At 70.7% G+C, this 18,083-nt stretch carries 31 protein-coding genes and 1 tRNA gene; 31 read left to right on the forward strand and 1 reads right to left on the reverse strand.

Going from position 1 to position 18,083, the window contains the following annotated elements:
* Window positions 1–7 precede the first annotated feature (7 nt).
* The 12 genes from ACWGDX_RS02935 (at window position 8) to ACWGDX_RS02990 (ending at window position 6,228) form a co-directional block, all read left to right on the forward strand.
* Window positions 8–1,666 (forward strand): hypothetical protein, encoded by a 1,659-nt coding sequence (locus tag ACWGDX_RS02935; RefSeq protein WP_453621583.1) that lies wholly within the window; start codon window positions 8–10, stop codon window positions 1,664–1,666.
* A complete protein-coding gene (locus tag ACWGDX_RS02940; protein WP_453621585.1) occupies window positions 1,653–1,970 on the forward strand; it encodes a hypothetical protein in 318 nt (105 codons plus the stop codon). The genes ACWGDX_RS02935 and ACWGDX_RS02940 overlap by 14 nt, the downstream gene beginning before the upstream one ends.
* The gene (locus ACWGDX_RS02945; RefSeq protein ID WP_453621587.1) at window positions 1,967–2,467 is read left to right on the forward strand and encodes a response regulator transcription factor; all 501 of its coding nucleotides are present in this window, start codon (window positions 1,967–1,969) and stop codon (window positions 2,465–2,467) included. The genes ACWGDX_RS02940 and ACWGDX_RS02945 overlap by 4 nt, the downstream gene beginning before the upstream one ends.
* Window positions 2,464–2,661 (forward strand): DUF6011 domain-containing protein, encoded by a 198-nt coding sequence (locus ACWGDX_RS02950; protein WP_453621589.1) that lies wholly within the window; start codon window positions 2,464–2,466, stop codon window positions 2,659–2,661. Before ACWGDX_RS02945 ends, ACWGDX_RS02950 begins: the two co-directional genes overlap by 4 nt.
* A 3-nt stretch (window positions 2,662–2,664) precedes the next feature.
* Window positions 2,665–3,120 (forward strand): hypothetical protein, encoded by a 456-nt coding sequence (locus tag ACWGDX_RS02955; RefSeq protein ID WP_453621591.1) that lies wholly within the window; start codon window positions 2,665–2,667, stop codon window positions 3,118–3,120.
* Window positions 3,117–3,584 carry a hypothetical protein gene (locus ACWGDX_RS02960; RefSeq protein WP_453621593.1) on the forward strand — a complete coding sequence of 156 codons (468 nt, stop codon included), beginning with the start codon at window positions 3,117–3,119 and terminating at the stop codon, window positions 3,582–3,584. Before ACWGDX_RS02955 ends, ACWGDX_RS02960 begins: the two co-directional genes overlap by 4 nt.
* Before the next feature lie 37 nt (window positions 3,585–3,621).
* The gene (locus tag ACWGDX_RS02965) at window positions 3,622–4,320 is read left to right on the forward strand and encodes a hypothetical protein (RefSeq protein ID WP_453621595.1); all 699 of its coding nucleotides are present in this window, start codon (window positions 3,622–3,624) and stop codon (window positions 4,318–4,320) included.
* Window positions 4,298–4,819: a helix-turn-helix domain-containing protein gene (locus ACWGDX_RS02970; RefSeq protein WP_453621597.1), complete on the forward strand. Its 522-nt coding sequence runs from the start codon at window positions 4,298–4,300 to the stop codon at window positions 4,817–4,819. Before ACWGDX_RS02965 ends, ACWGDX_RS02970 begins: the two co-directional genes overlap by 23 nt.
* Window positions 4,820–4,868: 49 nt before the next feature.
* Window positions 4,869–5,288 (forward strand): hypothetical protein, encoded by a 420-nt coding sequence (locus ACWGDX_RS02975; protein ID WP_453621599.1) that lies wholly within the window; start codon window positions 4,869–4,871, stop codon window positions 5,286–5,288.
* A gap of 8 nt (window positions 5,289–5,296) precedes the next feature.
* Entirely contained in the window at window positions 5,297–5,569 is a 273-nt protein-coding gene (locus ACWGDX_RS02980) for a hypothetical protein (RefSeq protein WP_453621601.1), read from the forward strand.
* A gap of 65 nt (window positions 5,570–5,634) precedes the next feature.
* Window positions 5,635–5,707: transfer RNA gene (locus ACWGDX_RS02985), tRNA-Met, on the forward strand.
* Between the two features lie 341 nt (window positions 5,708–6,048).
* Window positions 6,049–6,228 (forward strand): hypothetical protein, encoded by a 180-nt coding sequence (locus ACWGDX_RS02990; RefSeq protein ID WP_453621603.1) that lies wholly within the window; start codon window positions 6,049–6,051, stop codon window positions 6,226–6,228.
* A gap of 114 nt (window positions 6,229–6,342) precedes the next feature.
* On the opposite strand, the gene ACWGDX_RS02995 is transcribed toward ACWGDX_RS02990, so the two are convergent.
* On the reverse strand, window positions 6,343–6,792 hold the full coding sequence (locus ACWGDX_RS02995; protein ID WP_453621604.1) for an MmpS family transport accessory protein: 450 nt from the start codon (window positions 6,790–6,792) through the stop codon (window positions 6,343–6,345).
* Between the two features lie 51 nt (window positions 6,793–6,843).
* Between ACWGDX_RS02995 and ACWGDX_RS03000 the strand changes: the two genes are divergently transcribed.
* From ACWGDX_RS03000 to ACWGDX_RS03090, 19 genes are all read left to right on the forward strand, one after another.
* Window positions 6,844–7,200: a holin gene (locus tag ACWGDX_RS03000; protein WP_453621606.1), complete on the forward strand. Its 357-nt coding sequence runs from the start codon at window positions 6,844–6,846 to the stop codon at window positions 7,198–7,200.
* Entirely contained in the window at window positions 7,197–7,412 is a 216-nt protein-coding gene (locus ACWGDX_RS03005) for a hypothetical protein (protein ID WP_453621608.1), read from the forward strand. The genes ACWGDX_RS03000 and ACWGDX_RS03005 overlap by 4 nt, the downstream gene beginning before the upstream one ends.
* 5 nt (window positions 7,413–7,417) lie before the next feature.
* Window positions 7,418–7,609 (forward strand): hypothetical protein, encoded by a 192-nt coding sequence (locus tag ACWGDX_RS03010; RefSeq protein ID WP_453621610.1) that lies wholly within the window; start codon window positions 7,418–7,420, stop codon window positions 7,607–7,609.
* Window positions 7,606–7,869 carry a hypothetical protein gene (locus ACWGDX_RS03015; protein ID WP_453621612.1) on the forward strand — a complete coding sequence of 88 codons (264 nt, stop codon included), beginning with the start codon at window positions 7,606–7,608 and terminating at the stop codon, window positions 7,867–7,869. Before ACWGDX_RS03010 ends, ACWGDX_RS03015 begins: the two co-directional genes overlap by 4 nt.
* A 203-nt stretch (window positions 7,870–8,072) precedes the next feature.
* Entirely contained in the window at window positions 8,073–8,684 is a 612-nt protein-coding gene (locus tag ACWGDX_RS03020; RefSeq protein ID WP_453621614.1) for a hypothetical protein, read from the forward strand.
* Between the two features lie 3 nt (window positions 8,685–8,687).
* Window positions 8,688–10,319, forward strand: coding sequence for a terminase (locus ACWGDX_RS03025; RefSeq protein WP_453621616.1), 1,632 nt, complete (start codon window positions 8,688–8,690; stop codon window positions 10,317–10,319).
* Window positions 10,319–11,722 (forward strand): phage portal protein, encoded by a 1,404-nt coding sequence (locus tag ACWGDX_RS03030; protein WP_453621618.1) that lies wholly within the window; start codon window positions 10,319–10,321, stop codon window positions 11,720–11,722. The genes ACWGDX_RS03025 and ACWGDX_RS03030 overlap by 1 nt, the downstream gene beginning before the upstream one ends.
* Window positions 11,719–12,720 carry a hypothetical protein gene (locus ACWGDX_RS03035; RefSeq protein ID WP_453621620.1) on the forward strand — a complete coding sequence of 334 codons (1,002 nt, stop codon included), beginning with the start codon at window positions 11,719–11,721 and terminating at the stop codon, window positions 12,718–12,720. Before ACWGDX_RS03030 ends, ACWGDX_RS03035 begins: the two co-directional genes overlap by 4 nt.
* Window positions 12,721–12,766: 46 nt before the next feature.
* Window positions 12,767–13,435 (forward strand): hypothetical protein, encoded by a 669-nt coding sequence (locus tag ACWGDX_RS03040; RefSeq protein ID WP_453621621.1) that lies wholly within the window; start codon window positions 12,767–12,769, stop codon window positions 13,433–13,435.
* 52 nt (window positions 13,436–13,487) lie between these two features.
* Complete coding sequence (locus ACWGDX_RS03045) at window positions 13,488–14,465, forward strand: SU10 major capsid protein (RefSeq protein ID WP_453621623.1); 978 nt, start codon at window positions 13,488–13,490, stop codon at window positions 14,463–14,465.
* Between the two features lie 10 nt (window positions 14,466–14,475).
* A complete protein-coding gene (locus ACWGDX_RS03050; protein ID WP_453621625.1) occupies window positions 14,476–14,790 on the forward strand; it encodes a hypothetical protein in 315 nt (104 codons plus the stop codon).
* 17 nt (window positions 14,791–14,807) lie between these two features.
* On the forward strand, window positions 14,808–15,188 hold the full coding sequence (locus ACWGDX_RS03055) for a hypothetical protein (RefSeq protein ID WP_453621627.1): 381 nt from the start codon (window positions 14,808–14,810) through the stop codon (window positions 15,186–15,188).
* A complete protein-coding gene (locus ACWGDX_RS03060; RefSeq protein WP_453621629.1) occupies window positions 15,188–15,589 on the forward strand; it encodes a DUF6093 family protein in 402 nt (133 codons plus the stop codon). The genes ACWGDX_RS03055 and ACWGDX_RS03060 overlap by 1 nt, the downstream gene beginning before the upstream one ends.
* A complete protein-coding gene (locus ACWGDX_RS03065) occupies window positions 15,586–15,972 on the forward strand; it encodes a hypothetical protein (RefSeq protein WP_453621631.1) in 387 nt (128 codons plus the stop codon). Before ACWGDX_RS03060 ends, ACWGDX_RS03065 begins: the two co-directional genes overlap by 4 nt.
* A complete protein-coding gene (locus ACWGDX_RS03070) occupies window positions 15,969–16,373 on the forward strand; it encodes a hypothetical protein (RefSeq protein ID WP_453621633.1) in 405 nt (134 codons plus the stop codon). The genes ACWGDX_RS03065 and ACWGDX_RS03070 overlap by 4 nt, the downstream gene beginning before the upstream one ends.
* Before the next feature lie 15 nt (window positions 16,374–16,388).
* A complete protein-coding gene (locus tag ACWGDX_RS03075; RefSeq protein WP_453621635.1) occupies window positions 16,389–16,718 on the forward strand; it encodes a hypothetical protein in 330 nt (109 codons plus the stop codon).
* 59 nt (window positions 16,719–16,777) lie between these two features.
* Window positions 16,778–17,257, forward strand: coding sequence for a phage tail tube protein (locus ACWGDX_RS03080; RefSeq protein WP_453621637.1), 480 nt, complete (start codon window positions 16,778–16,780; stop codon window positions 17,255–17,257).
* Window positions 17,257–17,775 carry a hypothetical protein gene (locus ACWGDX_RS03085; protein WP_453621639.1) on the forward strand — a complete coding sequence of 173 codons (519 nt, stop codon included), beginning with the start codon at window positions 17,257–17,259 and terminating at the stop codon, window positions 17,773–17,775. Before ACWGDX_RS03080 ends, ACWGDX_RS03085 begins: the two co-directional genes overlap by 1 nt.
* Window positions 17,776–17,825: 50 nt before the next feature.
* Window positions 17,826–18,083: a hypothetical protein gene (locus ACWGDX_RS03090; protein ID WP_453621641.1), complete on the forward strand. Its 258-nt coding sequence runs from the start codon at window positions 17,826–17,828 to the stop codon at window positions 18,081–18,083.

The raw sequence follows: 18,083 nt of genomic DNA on the forward strand, positions 1-18,083 counted from the left end.
AGATCCCGTGTCCGCCGTCCTCGCGCAGCACCCAGCAGCTCCGGCTGCTGGTGCGCCGTGCCCCGAGCCGCCCCGCGCGGCACCGGGTGCACCGGCACGCGCGAGTGGCGGACTCCGCGTCCGGGTCCCGCTGCGCCTGGTCACCGGCGCCCAGTACACCGACGCGGCGCTGCCCGTGTACGTCAAGATCGCGGCGCTCGCGATGCGCCCCGCCGGCTGCCGCGCCCGTGTCGACACCATCGCCGCCTACCTCGGCATGTCCACGTCCGCAGTCGAGCGCGGGCTGCGGCAGCTCCACAACGCGGACCCGGTCGACGGCATCACCGAAGTCCTGACCGTACGGAAGACACTGCCGGACGGGACCGGGGAGTCCGCCGAGCGCCGCGTCCGCGCCGTCGACACCGACGGGCCCGAGCTGTACGTATGGATACCCGTACGCGCGGCCGAGGCCCTGACACCCCGTGAGCTGCGCCTCTACGCCGCCATCACCTACGCGCAGATCCGCCGTATCCCGCTCGCCCTGGCGGACCTGTGCGACCACGTCCGCCACCAGAGCGGCGTCCGCGCCGGCGAGCCCCTGGGCGAGCGTCAGGTGATGCGGATCGTGGACGGCATGGAGGCCTCCGGATGGGTCACCGTCCACCGCCGCCAGGGCCCCCGCGGACGCCACATCTACGAGACCCACCGCCACCCCCTCCACGCGGTCCCCACCGGCCAGACCGCCCACGGCCCCGGGCCCGCGGGCCCTGACATCCATGACGGATCGGCTCCCCGCAGCACGGACGGATCCCCTTCTGAGGAGGACCCCAGGACTGACCGACCGGACGACAAAGATACGGAGCCGAGTGGGGGGATCCGCCGTAGGCGAGGTGACCGTAAGTGGGTCACCCGCCCTGTGGAAAACCCGGAGCGTGTACCTGACACCTTCCGTGCCGGTCACCCCGAAAAGCGCAGCAGCGGCCGGGTGTACGACGGGCCGGACCTCGACCTGTCCAAGCGGGTCTGGACGGTCCTGGCCCCGGTCCACCACGAGGTGGAGAACCTCAGCACCTGGGAGCTGCGCACCATCGCCCGCCGGATCGGCCACCAGCTCGACACCGGCACGGAACCCGAGCGACTGACCGCCCGCCTCCAGGCCCGGTACGCCTCCACCAAGGAGCCCTACCGCGGTACGGGCGGCATCGGCCGCTGGATCCTCGGCGTCTCACTCGACCGCAAGGGCTGCGGCCTCGACTCCTGCGAGGACGGAACCACCTGGCACACCGGCCAGCGGTGCTTCGTCTGCCTCGACAACTCCATGGACCAAGCCGACACCCGCCGCCGCGAAGAGGCCGACCGCGAAGAGCGGGACCGGGCGCAGCGGCGGTGGGCGCAGCGGACAGCGGCCTGGGCGCGGCGCCAGGAGCAGGAACGCGCCGCGGCGCGGCCGTCGCCCCCGGCCGACCCCGACCGGTGGGCACCCGGCCCCCGTACACCACGCCCCGACACCACCGCCCCGGTCCTGACACGCGCTCAGAAGACCACGCTGCGTACTGCGGCCACCGCCGACGAGGTCCGCGCCGCGATCCGCCAGCACGGCGCGTACGTGGCGACCGATGTCTACGGCCACGCCCTGGTCCTCCCACACCTCAACTCCTCTGAAGGAGACGCCCGTGCTCAGTACTGAGGGCGTGAAGCCCTGCCCCGACTGCGGCAAACCGATCCGTGTCGCCATCACCGCACACGGACGCGAACAGCGACTCAACCCGCAGCCCGATCCCACCGGGAACACCGCGGCGTACTACGACGGCACCAAGACCCTGCGCGCCCGCGGCCTCACCAAAGACCGGCCGACCCTCGAACACGCCGAATGGCTCGCCAGACCCCACTACCCCGACTGCACCGGCCGGCCGCCCCGGCGCAGCGGCAGTGGTACGCCGCGGCGTCGCACGGGCGTGCGGCCCGCCCCGTGGCAGCGGTGGCCGCGATGAGCACGGCATGGGCCGTGCCCGGCGTCCTTCGGCAGTACGACCTGGTGACCCTGGCCGGTCTGGCCCGGGGACACACCGTCGCTGACATCGCGGCTGCTACCGGCACCCCGTACGGGACGGTCCGCAACCGGGTGCGCCGGATCCGCCAGCGAATCGCTGCCGTGTCCTGTGCGCACGCGGTAGCGATCGCCTACCAGCACGGATGGCTCACCGGCCTGACGGCCGAGCCCCGCCCGCCCGTACGGCTGACGGCCCGACAGCGCCAGGTCCTCGTACTGATGGCCGACGGCCTGACCAACAGCCAGATCGCCAGCGTCACCGGCACCACCCCCAACACGGTCGCCACCCACATCCGCCGCCTCTACGCCACCCTCGGCGCGTCCAGCCCCGGCACAACGAGCTCGCCCGCGTTCGCCGCCCGCTGCCACACCATCGCCCTCGCCTACCAGCACGGCCACCTCCTGGCCGCCACCCCCGCACGAAAGGCCGGCGCATGACTACCGGCACCCACTGCCAGGTCTGCGGCCGGCACCTCCGCGACCCCGCATCCCGCGCCCGCGGTACCGGACCCGTCTGCCACACCAAGACCCGCCCACCCCAGCCCGCCACGTCCCCGGCCCGTACGGACGCCCTCGACCACACCGCGCTCGCCGCAGCCGGCCAACTCACCATTGCCACCGAGGAGATCTGACCCATGCCCAGCAACAACACCGCCACCCGGCCGCTCGCCCGGGTCCGTATCGCGCTCTACGCCCTGGCCAGCCTCGCGCTCGCCACGGCCGGCTGCTTCGCCGACGGCCCGACCGGCATCGGGTGGACCATCGTCCTGTTCGCCGGATCCGCGCTCCTCGCCGACGCCGCCGACTACGCGGACCACGCCCGTCGGCACCCCGTACGGACCACGCCCGGCACCATCCGCCGCGACCGGCTCGGCCTGCTCCTCACCCGCGCCGAACGCGGCGTCCTCGCCGAGGGTGAGGCCGCGGAGCTGCGGCAGCTCGTCGCCGCCGAGATCCACGCGGCCGACCAGGCCCGGATACAGGCCGCCAACGCGAGAAGGCCGGAGCCCGCCCCGCCTGTGGTTCCGCCGGGGTGCCAGCCGCAGGACTGCTGCGGCGCCCCGACCGCCCACCCGGACGCCTCCCAGTGACCGAGCCCGAGCCGTTCGCACAGACGTTCCGCCTGCGTCCCCGCAACGGCGACCTCATTCACGGCGTCCTCTTCCCCTCGGGCCCTGCCGCCGTCCTCGACGACCCCGACGTCGGCATCAGCGCAGCCCCCGACCTCACCACCCTCCTGACCCACTACAGCCACGCCCGCATCGAGTGGGCCGATCAACGAAACGAGGACCTGACCGTGCGACGCCTCCGGGACAAGGACATCGCCGAGCAGCTCGCCGCCGCCGGCCACGAGCACAGCGAGTTCGAGGCCGGCCCCTGGGACCCCGGCTTCCGAGTCGCCCAACACGGTCCCCGCATCGTCCGGGTCTTCCACGACGGCCCCGACGAGGAAGACCACCTCGCCGCATACACCACCACGCTCCACCAGCTCGGCTACGCCGTCGTCCCCGAGCAGGAACGCGGCGGGCAGCGCCTGGCCGTCACCCGCCCCTGACCCACCCTGCACCACCCGCACCACCCGGAGGACACCGATGCACCACACGCACCACGCCCGGCCCGACCAGGCCCCGTGTCTGCTGTGCACCACGCCTACCTACGGCACCCTGTGCACCGGCTGCGCCACCGCCCTCCACCAGCGACTGCACCGCATGCCCCGCCTCTACCGGGCCCTGGCCGCAGTCCTTCAGCCGGTCGGCCGGGCCAGCTCCCAGTACGGGAGCGCCCGGCCCGTAGAGGCACCCCTGCCCGTGGCCATGGCCCCGCTCGCACTCCGCGGACCCGGCGGCATGGTCGGCGTACTGGAGGACTGGCACCAGGCGGTGCACGCCGAGCGCGGCTGGGCACTGCCCACACAGCGCGCCGCCATCGAGGCCCGGGTAGCCACCGCAGCAGGCGGCCTGATCGCGTCCATGCCCTGGATCGTGCACTGGCCGCAGGCCGGCGACCTCGCCCGCGAACTCCGTCTCCTCGACCAGGCCGTGCTCCGCATCGTGGACCCCCCCGACACCGAAACCCGGGCGCGGCCGGCCGTCATCGGGCCCTGCCCCGCCCTCACCAGCTCCGGCACCACCTGCCGCACCGTCCTGCACCACCAGCCCGGCACCACCGTCATCCACTGCCCCGGCTGCGGCACCACCTACCCGCCCGCCACATGGCCCGGCCTCGCCGCACGCATCGCCCACGACACCACCACGGAGCCCACCGCCCATGACCACCCCGCCCACCACTGACATGACCGTCGACCAGCGCCGCGCGATCGCCGCCGAACTGGCACGCGACGGCATCTCGATCCGCGCGATCGGCCGTCAGCTCCGCGTGCACCACACCACCATCAGCCGGGACCTGGCCGCCGCCGCACGCACCGGAGCGCACCACCCGGCCGACCAGGACACACCGGAGCGCACCACCGAGCCCGACACCACGCACCAGCCCGCACCACCCACCACACCACCCGGCATCACCGCCGTCGCGGACACCCCCATACCCCCGCCGCACGCGCTGCCGCGCCCCGGCGACACCATCACCGTCACGGCCGACGAACACCTGTGCCAGGCCCTCGCCATCCTCACGCGCGTCGGCCGCACCGTGCCGGACGCGATCGCCGACGCGATCCACACCCGGGCCATGTTCTTCCAGCTCGGGTGGGACCTCGGATACCCCGTGGGCGTGCAACCGGCGCTGCTCGGCTACGAGTTCGTGCCGTACGAGCCCCCCGCCGACCACGACTGAACCACCCAAACCGCCTACCGGCCACGACCAACACCAGGAGAATGCCCCCATGACCGACACGATCGAGACCTACGGCGGCGATGACTACATCGGCCGGCCGTGGAAGTACGCCGACACCGCCGACGACGCCCTGCGGCGGGTCCTTCGCGGGATCGACACGCACGGCGTCGAAGGCTGGGAGTACCCGGAGGACGGGTACCGCGTGATCGGCTACCTCACCGCTGCCTTACAGCGAGTCCCCGAAATCCTCGCCGCCACCGACTACCTGATCGCGGGAGCTCCGCAGGAGGCAATCAGCGCCCCCGGAGCCGACGATCCCGAGACCGAGGTGCCCGCGTTCTACGCCGAGATCCGCGAGGCACAGGACGCGTCCCGGAACGCCGTCGCGGCCCTCGGCAAGGTCCACGCCCGCCTCGGGAAACTCAAGTTCACCTACCCCGAAACCACCGACGCGGCAGCGAAAGCGTAGGCAGCAGCGTGGAAAGCCTTGTCCGCGACGCCGCGGCTCCCATCGCCCAGGCCCTCACCGCTGTCTACGACCTGAAGGGCCGCCGCTGGCCCATACGGGACATCGCGATCTCATACACCCACAACGGCGTGCTGTTGAACGTCAGCCCGACCAACCCGGTACGGGAACAGGTCGAGGACGAGTTCCGTAGCGCGTTCAGAACAGCCGGCTGGGGCTTTCACACCCGGTCGTCCGACGGCCAGCTGACGTTCGACCACCCAACCGACCTCACCCGCCTCTGAACCACAGGCCCCGCCGCGAACACCGCGGCGGGGCCTTCGTGCATGGGCGACACTGTCCCCCAGGGCGGGGCGTAGCTCAGCAGCAGAGCGGCCGACTCATGACCGGTACAGACCCGGGTGCGATACCCGGCGCCCCGCCCCGGCCGGTACCCCAGCCCAACAAGGAGGCGTCCGTGACCGCCGGACCCGAAGTCGTCCACATCGCCCGAACAGCGTGGAGCGCGGAAACAGTTGCCAGCCACGGCCTGGGCGCCCTGCGCCGGGCAGCGCTTGATGACGCAATCGGACAGGCACGTTGCAGTCTCAATGGTCCCGGGGACGTCAGCATCGCGGTTGAGTACCCCGAATGGGGATCGGTCGTGGGGCGCGTAAGTGCAAAGTGCAGCGACCCGCTGTGCGTTGGCCAGGCTGCCGCTGAGCGCGCTGCCCCTCCGAGCTGAAATCGTGGACGCGGTCCGGCCGTAGGCGACCATGGAGTCATGACCAGCCCGACCATCATGGACATCTACGCAGCCGCAGCCGCGACCGGCATCAAGCCAGCCACGATCCGCAAGCGGCTACAACGGGGCCATTTGACGCATTACGGGTATGACCGAGCCCACCGCGCCCTGGTCGACCTGGGCGAACTCCAGGCCCGCGCCGCTGCAAAGGCCGCTTGACCTCCGAGATCGCCCGGTGTCACACTCACAGGGCGTTCGGCATGCCCGGACACCGATGAACCCCCAAGGCCCCGCCCACACGGACGGGGCCTTCGCCGTACCGTCAGCCGGGCCTCACGCGGTGGCCTGGCACGTCACGATCGTGTACCCCCCGCTGCTGGTGTTCTCCGCCACCACCACACCGTCCACCACGATCTGACACGTCAGATCACCAGCGTCGCCAGTGTTCTGCGCCGACAGATACAACGACGTCCCCCTGGCGGCCATGAAGTCGATCCCGCCACCGTCCGCCGTCACCAGAGGCACGGCCTTCCCCGCCGCCTGCGAAATCTGCTCTCGCCCGTCCGTGAACGTCAGATCCGCACCGGCCGCCGAACCCGTCAACCGATACTCCACCTGACTCGACGCCGACACCTGCGTCAGCACCGCCGTCTCCTCCCCTTCATCGGCCCTGCTGCTGCCGGCGTCCGCCACATACACCCACGTGGCGATCAATGCAGCGATCACACCCACCACCGCCACGCCACGCCCTAACGACCACTGCGGGCCGCTCTGTTGCTCCATCTCCAGTCCCCCCTCATCGAGTGGCCACAGAGTACGGACGGGAGACACACCATGCCCAGACGCCCAGGTCTCCGTGTCTGCGCCGTGCCCGGCTGCCCCACCCTCACCACGCGCAGCCGCTGCTCCGAGTGCGAGCAGAAGGCGGAGCAGAAGCGAGGCAGCGCGCGGCAGCGCGGCTACGGACACGGACACGAGACCAGGTTCCGGCCCGGCGTCCTCGCACGCGACCCGATGTGCGTCCTGTGCGACCAGGCCCGCAGCGTCCACGCCGACCACCACCCGCGCGACCGCCGCGCCCTGGTCGCCGCCGGCCTCGACCCGGACCACCCGCAGTACGGGCGCGGACTGTGCGGCCCGTGCCACAGCGCAGAGACCGCACGCGAGCAGCCCGGAGGCTGGAACATATGAGCAGCGAAGGCACCCGTGTTGTCCTCGTCAAGCCCGGCGATGTCCTGCTGATCGGCAACGTCGGCAGCCTCGACACGGACGCGCTCACCAATGCGGGCGAGGCCTTCACGCAACTCCGGTCCGCCCTCGGCCTGGCCGGCATCTTCGTCTTCGAGGACGACATCGACCTGGCCGTGACAGCCGCCAGCGCCCAGGACCGCGCCGAAGGGTGAAGAGAGTGAGCAGACCACCCGAGCCGCAGCGCAGGGACTACCTGTCCGACGAGGCGTATCACCGCGACTGGTACGGATGGCGCGCCATCGTCCGGGACGAGGAACTCAACTGTGCCGAGCGCGAGGCGCAGTGGGAGGTCATCGACCTGGCCATGGCCTCCGCCACGCCGCAGCCGTCAGGAGAGCGGGATAGATGAGCGGATGGGATGACAGCGTGGGCCCCGGGACCCAGCCCGTCGGTGACGTGCTGGACGGGCTCGGCATCCGAGCCACCGTCGGCGAGGGCGACCTGGTGGCCGGCGCCCTGGTCCTGCTCAAGGTGGTGGAAGCCGACGGCTCCACACGCCTCAGCCTGGCGTACTCCGAGGGCCTGGGCTGGATCGAGCGGGCCGGCATGCTGCGAGTCGCCGAGACGCTGGAGACGTCCTCGACCCTGGGCCTGGCCGGCGGCGACTGACCAGCCCTCATGTCACCCAGGGTGATGACCCCTGGGGGGTGACCCCTCCCCGGTGATCACTGGCGGACCGCCGGGGAGGGCGATTCCTGGCTGTACGGGTCTGGGAGGTCCCGCAACGGGACCTGCCGTCGCCGTCAGTAACCGGCCCTGGCCGCAACGGCCGGGGCCATGACGTGCCGCAACGGCGCGAGGAGAGTGATCACATGGCTGGAATGGGGCCCGCTCCGAAGCCGGCCGGTCAGCGTGCGCGGCGCAATGCCACGGTCACGATGACCAAGCTGCCCGCCACCGGCCGTATCGGGCGTACGCCGCCCTGGCCGCTGCTCGATGACGTGCGCAAGACCGCAGAGCTGGAGGCCGCCCAGGAGAAGGTCGACGCGCTGCGCGTCGACCTTCAGGACGCGGAGCCCGCCCGGCGGGCCGTTCTTCAGCGGAAGCTGGACGCCACCGACCTGGAAGTCCGGGTCCTGACCAAGGTCCTGGAGGCCCAGCGAGGTCTGGAAAAGCGGCTGTGGCGGGATCTGTGGAAGACGCCGCAGGCCGTCGCCTGGGAGAAGGTTGGCTGGTCCCGGGAACCCGCTCAGTACGTGCGGTGGAAGGTTCTGGGTGAACTGGGCGACCTGGACGCGGCCCGTGAGGCGCGGCAGCTCGCTGACCGGCTCGGGCTGACACCGCTGGCGCTGCTGCGGCTGCGCTGGGAGATCGTGGACGAGGAACCGGCCGCGGAACGTGCGGGGCGCCGGCGGCCGGAGCAGAGGCCGCTGGCCGAGCCGTCGGTGTCGGCGGATCCGCGGGCGATATTGCACGTGGTGTAGACCGTGGGCGTCCTGATCGTCCCCGGTGCCGATGAGGAGCCGTGGCCGACGCTCGGGCCGCAGGTGTGCGATCTGCTGGAAGACCGGTGCGTTCACGGGCCGGGCGACCTGCGGGGCGAGCCCTACACCTTGGACGCCGAGAAACGGGCGCTGATCTACCGCTGGTACGAGGTCTATCCCCAGGGCCACCCTCGGGCCGGGCGGCGCCGGTTCAAGCGTGTCGGTCTGTCCGTCCGGAAGGGCACCGCGAAGACCGAGCTGGCCGCCGCGGTCGCTTTCGCCGAGTTGCATCCTGACTCCCCGGTGCGGTGCGACGGCTTCGACACTCACGGCGAACCGGTGGGTGTGCCGGTCCGGGACCCGTACATCCCGATGGTGGCCTACACCGAGGAGCAGACCTCGGACCTGGCCTACGGCGCGCTCCTGGTGATGTGCACCGAAGGCCCCGACTCCGATCTGTTCGACTCGGGGCTTGAGCGCATCATGCGCATCGACGGTGACGGCAAGGCCCAGGCCCTGGCGTCATCCCCGGACTCCCGCGACGGTGCCCGCACCACCTTCCAGCACTTTGACGAAACCCACCGGTTCGTTCTGCCGCGTCTGCGTGAGGCGCACCAGACGATGCTGGCGAACATCCCCAAGCGGATGCTGGCCGACCCGTGGTCACTGGAGACGACGACCACCTACACCCCGGGCGAGGGGTCGGTGGCGCAGGGCACGCACGAGTACGCGGAGCTGGTGTCCAAGGGCAAGGCGAAGGACAAGACGCTGTTCTTCTTCCACCGGGAGGCCGCGCCCCGCAAGGGCGAGGACTTGGCCGATGACGGGCAGCTTCGGTCCGCGATCCGGGAAGCGTCCGGGCCTGCGATCGCGCAGTGGCCGGACTTCGAGGGTCAGGTCGACGCGATCGCCAGCCTCTACAACCAGCCGGACACGGACAAGGCGTACTTCGAGCGCGTGTGGTTGAACCGGAGGGTGCAGGCCGGGCGGCAGGCCTTCGACGTGCTCCAGTGGAAGAACCTGGCCCGCTCCGGCTTCGTGGTCCCGCCGAAGGAGCTGATCACGGTCGGCTTCGACGGCGCGCAGTTCCGCGACGCCACGGCGCTCATCGCCACTCACGTCGACTCGGGTTTCCAGTGGCCTCTGGGGATCTGGGAGTGCCCGCCGGACGCGGTGGACTGGGAGTGCCCCGAGGAAGAGGTGGAGGCGGCACTGGTGGAGGCCATGGACACCTGGCGGGTGTGGCGGGTGTACGCGGATCCGCCGTACTGGGACGGGATGATTCACCGGTGGAAGGGCCGCTGGGGCGACGAGATCGTTCATGAGTGGTGGACCAACCGGCCGAAGGCCATGGCCTATTCGATCAGGGCCTACGAGCGCGCCATGAAGTCCGGGGACCTCGCCCACGACGGGAACGAGGTGTTCGGGCAGCACATCGCGAATGCGCGCCGCCGGAATCTGAAGATGCTCGACGAGGACGGCCAGGTCCTGTGGGTCATCGAGAAGGAACGTCACGACAGTCCGTTCAAGATGGACGCCGCCATGGCCGGTGACCTGTCCTGGGAAGCCCGCTGCGACGCGATCGCGGCCGGCGCCAACATCAAACGATCCGGCCGGATGGTGGTGATGCGCTGATGGAACTCTCGGATCTGGATTGGTGCAACTACCTCTCCCGCTGCCACGAGGCCGAACGGCCGCAACTGGCGGCGCTGAATGCCTACTACGAGGGCACGCAGCCTCTGGCGTACCTGCACCCGGAGTTGCAGGCCGAACTCGGCAGCCAGCTCCAGCAGGTCGTCGTCAACTGGCCGCGGCTGGTCGTCGACGCGGTCGAGCAGCGCCTGGACGTCGAAGGGTTCCGCTACCCGGCCAAGGACACCGCGGACGAAGACCTGTGGGCGATCTGGCAGGCGAACGGGATGGACGAGCAGTCCCAGCAGGCCCATGTGGATGCCCTGGTGATGAAGAGGGCGTTCATCAAGGTCGGCTCCAACGAGAAGGACTCCGCCATGCCGCTCATCACGGCGGAGTCCCCTCTCCAGATGCATGCCGACTACGACCCCAAGACCCGCAAGGTGCGGGCGACGCTGAAGCGGTGGAACGACATAGACACCCTGACAGGGGATGTCCGGGACCGCTTCGCCACGCTGGACCTGCCGGACGCCACGGTGATCTACGAGCACAAGGGCGTCGAGGGCTGGACCGAGGCGGACCGCGACGATCACGGGCTCGGGGTCGTGCCGGTGGTGCCGCTGGTCAACCGCGGCCGGCTGCTGACTCCGGGCGGTGTCTCGGAGCTGGCGGACGTGCTGCCCTTGTCGGACGCGGCGTGCAAGATCGCCACGGACATGATGGTCGCGGCGGAGTTCCACGCGATGCCGCGCCGCTGGGCGCTGGGCTTCGACGAGCAGGACTTCACCGACAAGGACGGCAAGCCCATCTCGGTGTGGTCGCGGATCGCCGGCCGCCTGTGGGCGTCGTCCAAGACGAAGAACCGGGACGGGGCCGAGGTCGGGCAGTTCCCCGAGGCGTCGCTGACGAACTTCCACGAGACGATCAACGCCCTGGCGAGGCTGACGGCCTCGATCGCCGCGCTCCCGCCGAACTACATGGGGCTGGTCGCTGACGACGCGGCGTCCGCCGATGCGATCCGCTCGCGTGAGGCCCGTCTGGTGAAGTCCGCAGAGCGCAAGGCCCGCGCCTTCTCCGGCTCGTACGAGCAGGTCGCCCGCCTGGCGCTCCGCTTCCGTGACGGCGCCTGGAACCCTGACCTCCAGCGGCTGGAGACGCTGTGGCGGGACCCGTCGACTCCGACGTTCGCGCAGAAGGCCGACGCGGTCGTGAAGCTGGTCCAGGCGGACATCCTGCCGCGCGAGCAGGCGTGGGAGGACCTCGGCTACAGCGCGGTCAAGCAGCAGCGCATGCGCGCCATGATGACCAGTTCCATGGACCGTGTCCTGGCAGGCGACCTGGCGGCCGAGTTCGGGCCCAAGCCCGCGCCCGAGCCGGTGCCTGAGCCGGTCATCACGGGCGTGTGAGCGTGGAGGCCGCCGAGGTGGCGCTCCGGCACTACCGGAGCCAGCAGACGGTCGTGCGGCGCACCGCGGACCGGGCCCAGAGCCTGTGGCGCCAGCTCGATCCGCGCGACCTGGACATGTCCTGGGCGGCCATCGCCGCAGGGCTGACCGCCGCGGTGACCGAAGGGCAGCAGGACACGGCCGCGACAGCGGACGAGTATGTGGCGGCCGTCCTCGCGGCGGACGGCGCCGAGTCGCAGGCCGAGGGGAAGGTGAACCCGGCTGCCTTCGCCGGTACGGCCGCTGACGGCAGGCCCCTGCGGTCGCTGTTCTACGAGCCCCTCATCGACGTGAAATGGAACATGTCGCAGGGCGTCATGGCCCGGGAGTCGCTGCTGTCGGGGCTGAACGCCCTGCTGAGGGCCGCAGCCACCGAGGCGGCCGACGCGGGCCGTACCGCTGCGGGGGCGTCGATCGCGGGGAACCGGACGATCCAGGGCTACATCCGGGTCGTGAACCCGCCCGCGTGCGCGCGGTGCATCATTTTGGCCGGGGTCGAGTACGGCTGGAACGCCGGTTTCCAGCGCCATCCGAAGTGCGACTGCGTCCACATGCCCGCCACCCTCATCGCCCGCGGGCGCCACCACCGGGGTGCATTCAGCCCCACGGCGTACTTCAACTCGCTGTCGCAGCGGGAACAGGACAAGATCTTCACCCGGGCCGGGGCCCAGGCCGTGCGGGACGGGGCGAGCCTTACCAGCGTGGTCAACGCCCGGCGCGGCATGTACACGGCCGACGCCTACGGCACCCGGGTACGGGCCACCCGCGACAGCACGACCCGCCGCGGGGCCTTCTTCCGGCAGGAGCGCCAGCGCGCGATCCAGCGGGGCCTGGTGCCCCGCTCGGGGCGCGGCTTCCGCCTCATGACCCCCCGGCTGCTGCCGGAGGAGATCTACCGAATCGCCGGCAGCCGCGCAGAGGCCATTGCCATGCTGCGGCGCTTCGGCTACCTGACCTGACCCCGGCGCAACGCCGCGGTCCCCACCTCCTGCAACGGGAGCACCGATGAGCACACCCCCCGTCCCGACGCCCCCGGCTGCGGGCAACCCGCCGCCGCAGGTCGACCCGAACGTCCCGCCCACCCCGGCGGCCGTACCGCCGGGCGGTCAGGACCCGGCGAAGCCCCCGGAGGGCGGCGACAATCCGCCCCTCGGCCCCGAGGGCGAGAAGGCCCTGGCCGAATGGAAGAAGCGGGCCAAGGACGCCGAGCAGCAGGCCAAGGACCAGGCGGCCCGGCTCAAGGAATTCGAGGACCGCGACAAGACCGACGCCCAGAAGCTCACCGAGCGGGCGACCGACGCCGAGGAGCGCGCCGCAACGGCGACCCGGCTGGCAGTGGCCGCGAAGGTCGAGGCCCTGGCCGCGACCACGTTCGAGGACCCCGAGGACGCGATCGCCTCGCTCGACCCGGCCAAGTTCATCGACGACGCCGGGGCGATCAACACCGACGCCATCAAGACCGAGCTGGCCGCGCTGCTGGAGCGCAAGCCGCACTGGGCGAAAGCGGTCGGCCCCCGGACGCCGAAGCCGGACCCCGGGCAGGGCGCCCGCCCTGGCGGCACGCCCGGCGGGATCGAGGAGCAAATCAAGGAAGCCCACTCGAAGGGCGACTGGCGGACCGTGATGCGCCTCCAGAACAGCAAGCTCGCCACCCCCGCGAGCCCCACCAAGTAGCCACCGAGGGCAGGCAGGACGCCGCGCCCGAGCACCGTAAGGAGACCCCGCCATGGCAGGGATCACCGCCCTGGGCACCACCTACAACCTGCCCAACTACACCGGAATCCTCCACCAGCTCACGCCGAGCGACACCCCGTTCTTCTCCGCCATCGGCGGCCTGACCGGGGGCGGGCAGACCAACGCCATCGAGTTCGAGTGGCAGGCATACGACCTGCGCGCCGCAGGGCAGAACGTCGCCCTGGAAGGCGCCGACGCCCCGACCGATTCCGGGCGGGTGCGCGCCAACGTCTCCAACATCTGCCAGGTCCACCAGGAGACCGTGGGCGTCAGCTACACCAAGCTGGCCGCCACGCAGGCGAAGGCCGGCATCAACAACGCCGATGCCAACCCGGTCCTCAACGAGCTGGACTGGCAGACCGAGCAGATGCTCAAGCAGATGGTCCGCGACGTCGAGTTCAGCTTCCTTCAGGGCACCTACCAGAAGCCCGCGGACAACACCACGCCCCGGAAGACCCGCGGGCTGATCGCGGCCATCACCACCAACGTCATCGCGGCACCCGACGGCGACGCCGGCACCGGCGGCACCCAGCCGTCCGCACTGACCGAGGACCTCGTCCTGGACCTGCTCCAGATGGTCTGGGACAACGGCGGTATCACCGAGTCCGACACCGCGACGCTGCTGTGCAACAGCTTCCAGAAGCGGATGCTGACGAAGATCTTCATCACGGACAAGGACTACCAGGAGTCGTCCCGCACGGTCGGCGGTGTCCGCGTCCAGACGATCGAGACGGACTTCGGCACACTGAACATCATGCTCGACCGGCACATGCCCGCCGGGAGTCTCGTGGTCGCCTCGCTGGAACACTGCATGCCGGTGTACCAGGAGATCCCCGGCAAGGGGCACTTCTTCGCCGATCCGCTGGCCAAGACTGGCGCGAAGGAGCGCGTGATGCTCTACGGCGAGGTCGGCCTGAAGTACGGCCCGGAGACCTCTCACGGCAAGATCACCAACCTGACCACGAGCTGAGGTACCCGGCATGGCTACGTTCACCAGCTCGCGCTACCCGCAGCTCCGCGTCGGCAGTATCGCCGCATTCACCGATGGGCAGTGCACGACCACCGACAAGGCGGCTGTCGCCCAGCTCCGGAAGTTCGCCACCGACGACGCCTACGCCGACTACGGCATCAGCGAGACCACGCCGGCCGAGGGTGCCAGCGGTCCGAAGGCCCCCAACCGGGCCGCGTCCAAGGCGGACTGGGTCGCCTATGCCGTATCCCAGGGCGCAGACCAGGCCGCGGCCGAGGCCCTGACCCGGGATGCGCTCGCGGACCAGTACGGACCGCCGAAGTAGGAGAGGGGGCCCCGGCCGTGGCCGACTTCGCGACCATCGCAGACCTGGAAGACCGGCTGGGCCGGGACCTGGCCGACGAGTCCGAGCAGCGGAAGGCCGCCGCGCATCTGACGGACGCCTCGGTCATCATCCGTGGCCGCTTCCCCGCCCTTCCGGACCCGCCGCCAGCCATCGTCCTCACCGTCTGCTGCGCCATGGTCCTGCGGGTCCTGACCAACCCCGAGGGCAAGCGGGAAGAGTCGATCGACGACTACCGGTACGTCATCGACTCCTCCCGGTCGACCGGCGAGATCTACCTGTCCGACACTGAGGCAGAAGAGATCGAAGACGCCCTCAAGCCCCCGAACCCGCGCAGCACGGCGTTCAGCATCGTTCCGGGCGCCCCGGCGGTGCCTTGATGGACGGGACCGTACTGGCCCGGGGCCGGGAGGCAGCCGAGCGGCGGATGCTCGACGAGATCACCATCACCTGGCCGGGCGAGGATGGCTTCGACTGGGAGACCGGTACGGATACCCCCGGCTCGGAGGTCGTCCTCTACGAGGGCCGGGCCCGGATCAAGTCCGTGGCCCGGACCGGGGAAGAGGTCGAGGCGGGCGAGCAGAACGTGACGCTGCGGGAGTTCGTGGTGTCCGTGCCCTGGGCGACACCCCCGCCCACCCAGCGGATCGCCCCGGGCGCGGTCGTCAAGGTGACTGCCTCGCGCGACGCACGGTTCGTGGGCCTGACCCTCTGGGTCACCGGGGTCGAGTACGGGGACGCAGCCACAGCGTGGCGGATCAGTGCGGAGGACCGGTCATGAGCGCAGACACCCGAGAGCTGCACCAGCTCGCCAACGCGATGGCCTGGAACGTGCGCGAGGCTGAGGCTCAGATGACGGGCATCGTCATGCGGGGCGCGCTGAACGTGAAGAACCAATGGCGCGCCAACGCCCAGGCGTCGGCTGGCCGCCATGCCCGGCTCTACCCGTACACGATCTCCTACGACCCGCTGCCCATGCCGGGCGGCGCGTCGGCCGAGATCGGCCCGGACAAAGGCCGGCCGCAGGGTCCTCTCGGCAACATCCTGGAATACGGGACCAGCCGGCAGGCCGGGCACAACGACGGCGGCCGGGCGCTGCTCAACGAGCTGCCACGCTTCGAGGCCCATGTGGTGGCGCTCACCGCGCGGCTGGGGCGGCTGTGACCACGCCCCCGGACATCGGCCCCCACATCACCGCGGTGACCGAGGCCCTGACCGGTCAGGGCCTGACGGTCGGCGAAGGCGGAGCACCCGTCCCGGTGCCCGCGAGCCGGATGTATGCCGCGGTGTACTTCGACCCGGGCCAGGCCCTGACCGAGTCACTCGGGGACCGGCGCACCATGCTTGTCCTGGGTTTCCAGGTGACGTGCGTGGGCCCCACGCAGACGAAATGCCTGTGGGTCGCTCAGAGGGTGCGCCTCGCGCTCTTCGGCCGGCTCACCGTCGCGGGCCGGGCGACCTGGCGGCCCGAGGAACTCGGCGGCCCGCCGGTCCAGCGCGACGACGACGTCTCGCCGCCCCTCTTCTACCTGCCGGTGCAGTACCGGCTCCAGTCCACATCCTGACCCCGGAGGGTCCCCATGGCAGTCCTGACCCCGCAGGCCGTAACCCTGGCCGGTATCAATCCCACGTACGCCGCAGCCGCGTCCGGCGGCGACAAGGTCGCCCCCGGCGAAAGGACGTTCATCCACGTCAAGAACGGCGCCGGCGCCCCGATCACGGTGACGCTGACCGCGACCGCGACGGTGCGCGGACAGTCCGTCGCCAACCTGACCGTGTCCGTGCCGGCTTCGGGTGAGCGGATGATCGGGCCGCTGCCCGGCGATCTCCTCGCGTCCCCGTCCGACGGCCTGGTGGCCATCGGCTACAGCTCCGCCACCACCGTCACGGTCGCCGCCCTGCGCATCTGACCTGTTCTCCGCTCGTTCCGCCCCGGCAGGGGCTTTTTCATGCCCTGAAGGGGGCTCTCATGGACCTGATCAGTGATGGCAAGACCCGGGCAGCCTGGGCCGTATCGCTTGCCAATCTCGCCGCTCCATCCGTCGCCGAATGCAACGCGGCGCAGGAGCTGACCGACCGCATCACCCCGGACGGCCTGGGGATCGACCCGACGACCGCCGATGTCGACACCGGATCCCTCCGGTCCAAGTTCGACACCAAGGAAGTGGGCAGGATCGGCTTCGAAACGCAGATCACGTTCAAGCGGGGTACCACCCCGCAAGAGGACTGGCCCTACCAGAACCTCACGTACGGCGTGCACGGCGTCCTCATCGTCCGCCGCGGCATCGATGCCGAGATCGCGTGGGCGGCCGGGCAGCAGGTCGAGACATATCCGATGGTGTGTGGTGAGCGCGCGAACGTTGCCCCTGCCGCCAACGAGGTCATGAAGTTCATCTCGCCGGTGAAGGTCTACTCGCCGCCGGAGACGAACGCGGTGGTGGCTGCCTGATGCCCGACATCTCCGAGATCCTCAAGCGCGCCAAGCCGCGCGAGAAGTCCGCATACATGTGCCTGGCGGGCGATGTGCTCGCCGAGGTCGACCGGCTGGAGCGTGAGTTGGCCGGGCTGTCCGACACCTGGAAGCCCGAGTCACTGGCGTCCAGCAACCCCGGTGAGAAGATCGCCAAGAAGATCAAGGCGCTTCGCGAGCAGATGCAGAAGGCCGAGACCGAGTTCCGGTTCCGTGCCATCGGCGCGCGGGCCTGGTCCGATCTCGTCGCCGCGCACCCGTCGAAGAATCCGAACGAGGGCTGGGATCCGCAGACGTTCCCACGCGCGCTCGTATCCGCTTGCTGCGTCGACCCGGTGATGACACCGGAACAGGCGGACCAGCTCTTCGAGGTCCTCAACGAAGGCCAGAGGACGGAGTTGATGCAGGCCGCCTACGACGTGAACGCCGAGGCCACCAGCCTCCCTTTCTCTGTGAGCGCCTCCGCGATCTTCAACTCCCTCACCGGCGAGAAGTAGAGACCGCGCGAGCCTGGGGCGTCCCGAGGTCCATCTTCCTGGGGCGCCCCATGCCAGGGCCGGGCGAGCCGCTCTGGCTGGACGAGGACCGGGCCTGGGCACTCGCCCTCACCGAGGTCGAGCGCGACCGGTGTCCGGACTGCGGCCAGCCCTGGTCCGAGGCATCGAAGATCGAAAACGAGTACGCGTACGAGGCCGAACTGCTGCGCTGCCACGCGTGCGCGGCCGGCGCCCGCAGCGCGCACGCACATCAAAAGTCGGGCGGTGACGCCCGCGGCATTCACGTCGCCATCAGCAAAAGGGGGTGA

The sequence above is a fragment of the Streptomyces sp. NPDC055025 genome (assembly GCF_053608565.1).

Bases quoted from the DNA above. Each gene is read 5' to 3' on its own strand.
- ACWGDX_RS02970 (WP_453621597.1), top strand. From the start codon at position 4,298: ATGACCACCCCGCCCACCACTGACATGACCGTCGACCAGCGCCGCGCG.
- ACWGDX_RS03015 (WP_453621612.1), top strand. From the start codon at position 7,606: ATGAGCGGATGGGATGACAGCGTGGGCCCCGGGACCCAGCCCGTCGGT.
- ACWGDX_RS03030 (WP_453621618.1), top strand. From the start codon at position 10,319: ATGGAACTCTCGGATCTGGATTGGTGCAACTACCTCTCCCGCTGCCAC.
- ACWGDX_RS02945 (WP_453621587.1), top strand. From the start codon at position 1,967: ATGAGCACGGCATGGGCCGTGCCCGGCGTCCTTCGGCAGTACGACCTG.
- ACWGDX_RS03020 (WP_453621614.1), top strand. From the start codon at position 8,073: ATGGCTGGAATGGGGCCCGCTCCGAAGCCGGCCGGTCAGCGTGCGCGG.
- ACWGDX_RS03090 (WP_453621641.1), top strand. From the start codon at position 17,826: ATGCCAGGGCCGGGCGAGCCGCTCTGGCTGGACGAGGACCGGGCCTGG.
- ACWGDX_RS02995 (WP_453621604.1), bottom strand. From the start codon at position 6,792: ATGGAGCAACAGAGCGGCCCGCAGTGGTCGTTAGGGCGTGGCGTGGCG.
- ACWGDX_RS03005 (WP_453621608.1), top strand. From the start codon at position 7,197: ATGAGCAGCGAAGGCACCCGTGTTGTCCTCGTCAAGCCCGGCGATGTC.
- ACWGDX_RS02955 (WP_453621591.1), top strand. From the start codon at position 2,665: ATGCCCAGCAACAACACCGCCACCCGGCCGCTCGCCCGGGTCCGTATC.
- ACWGDX_RS02990 (WP_453621603.1), top strand. From the start codon at position 6,049: ATGACCAGCCCGACCATCATGGACATCTACGCAGCCGCAGCCGCGACC.
- ACWGDX_RS03045 (WP_453621623.1), top strand. From the start codon at position 13,488: ATGGCAGGGATCACCGCCCTGGGCACCACCTACAACCTGCCCAACTAC.
- ACWGDX_RS03040 (WP_453621621.1), top strand. From the start codon at position 12,767: ATGAGCACACCCCCCGTCCCGACGCCCCCGGCTGCGGGCAACCCGCCG.
- ACWGDX_RS02965 (WP_453621595.1), top strand. From the start codon at position 3,622: ATGCACCACACGCACCACGCCCGGCCCGACCAGGCCCCGTGTCTGCTG.
- ACWGDX_RS02975 (WP_453621599.1), top strand. From the start codon at position 4,869: ATGACCGACACGATCGAGACCTACGGCGGCGATGACTACATCGGCCGG.
- ACWGDX_RS03075 (WP_453621635.1), top strand. From the start codon at position 16,389: ATGGCAGTCCTGACCCCGCAGGCCGTAACCCTGGCCGGTATCAATCCC.
- ACWGDX_RS03065 (WP_453621631.1), top strand. From the start codon at position 15,586: ATGAGCGCAGACACCCGAGAGCTGCACCAGCTCGCCAACGCGATGGCC.
- ACWGDX_RS03000 (WP_453621606.1), top strand. From the start codon at position 6,844: ATGCCCAGACGCCCAGGTCTCCGTGTCTGCGCCGTGCCCGGCTGCCCC.
- ACWGDX_RS03050 (WP_453621625.1), top strand. From the start codon at position 14,476: ATGGCTACGTTCACCAGCTCGCGCTACCCGCAGCTCCGCGTCGGCAGT.
- ACWGDX_RS03080 (WP_453621637.1), top strand. From the start codon at position 16,778: ATGGACCTGATCAGTGATGGCAAGACCCGGGCAGCCTGGGCCGTATCG.
- ACWGDX_RS02950 (WP_453621589.1), top strand. From the start codon at position 2,464: ATGACTACCGGCACCCACTGCCAGGTCTGCGGCCGGCACCTCCGCGAC.
- ACWGDX_RS03060 (WP_453621629.1), top strand. From the start codon at position 15,188: ATGGACGGGACCGTACTGGCCCGGGGCCGGGAGGCAGCCGAGCGGCGG.
- ACWGDX_RS03085 (WP_453621639.1), top strand. From the start codon at position 17,257: ATGCCCGACATCTCCGAGATCCTCAAGCGCGCCAAGCCGCGCGAGAAG.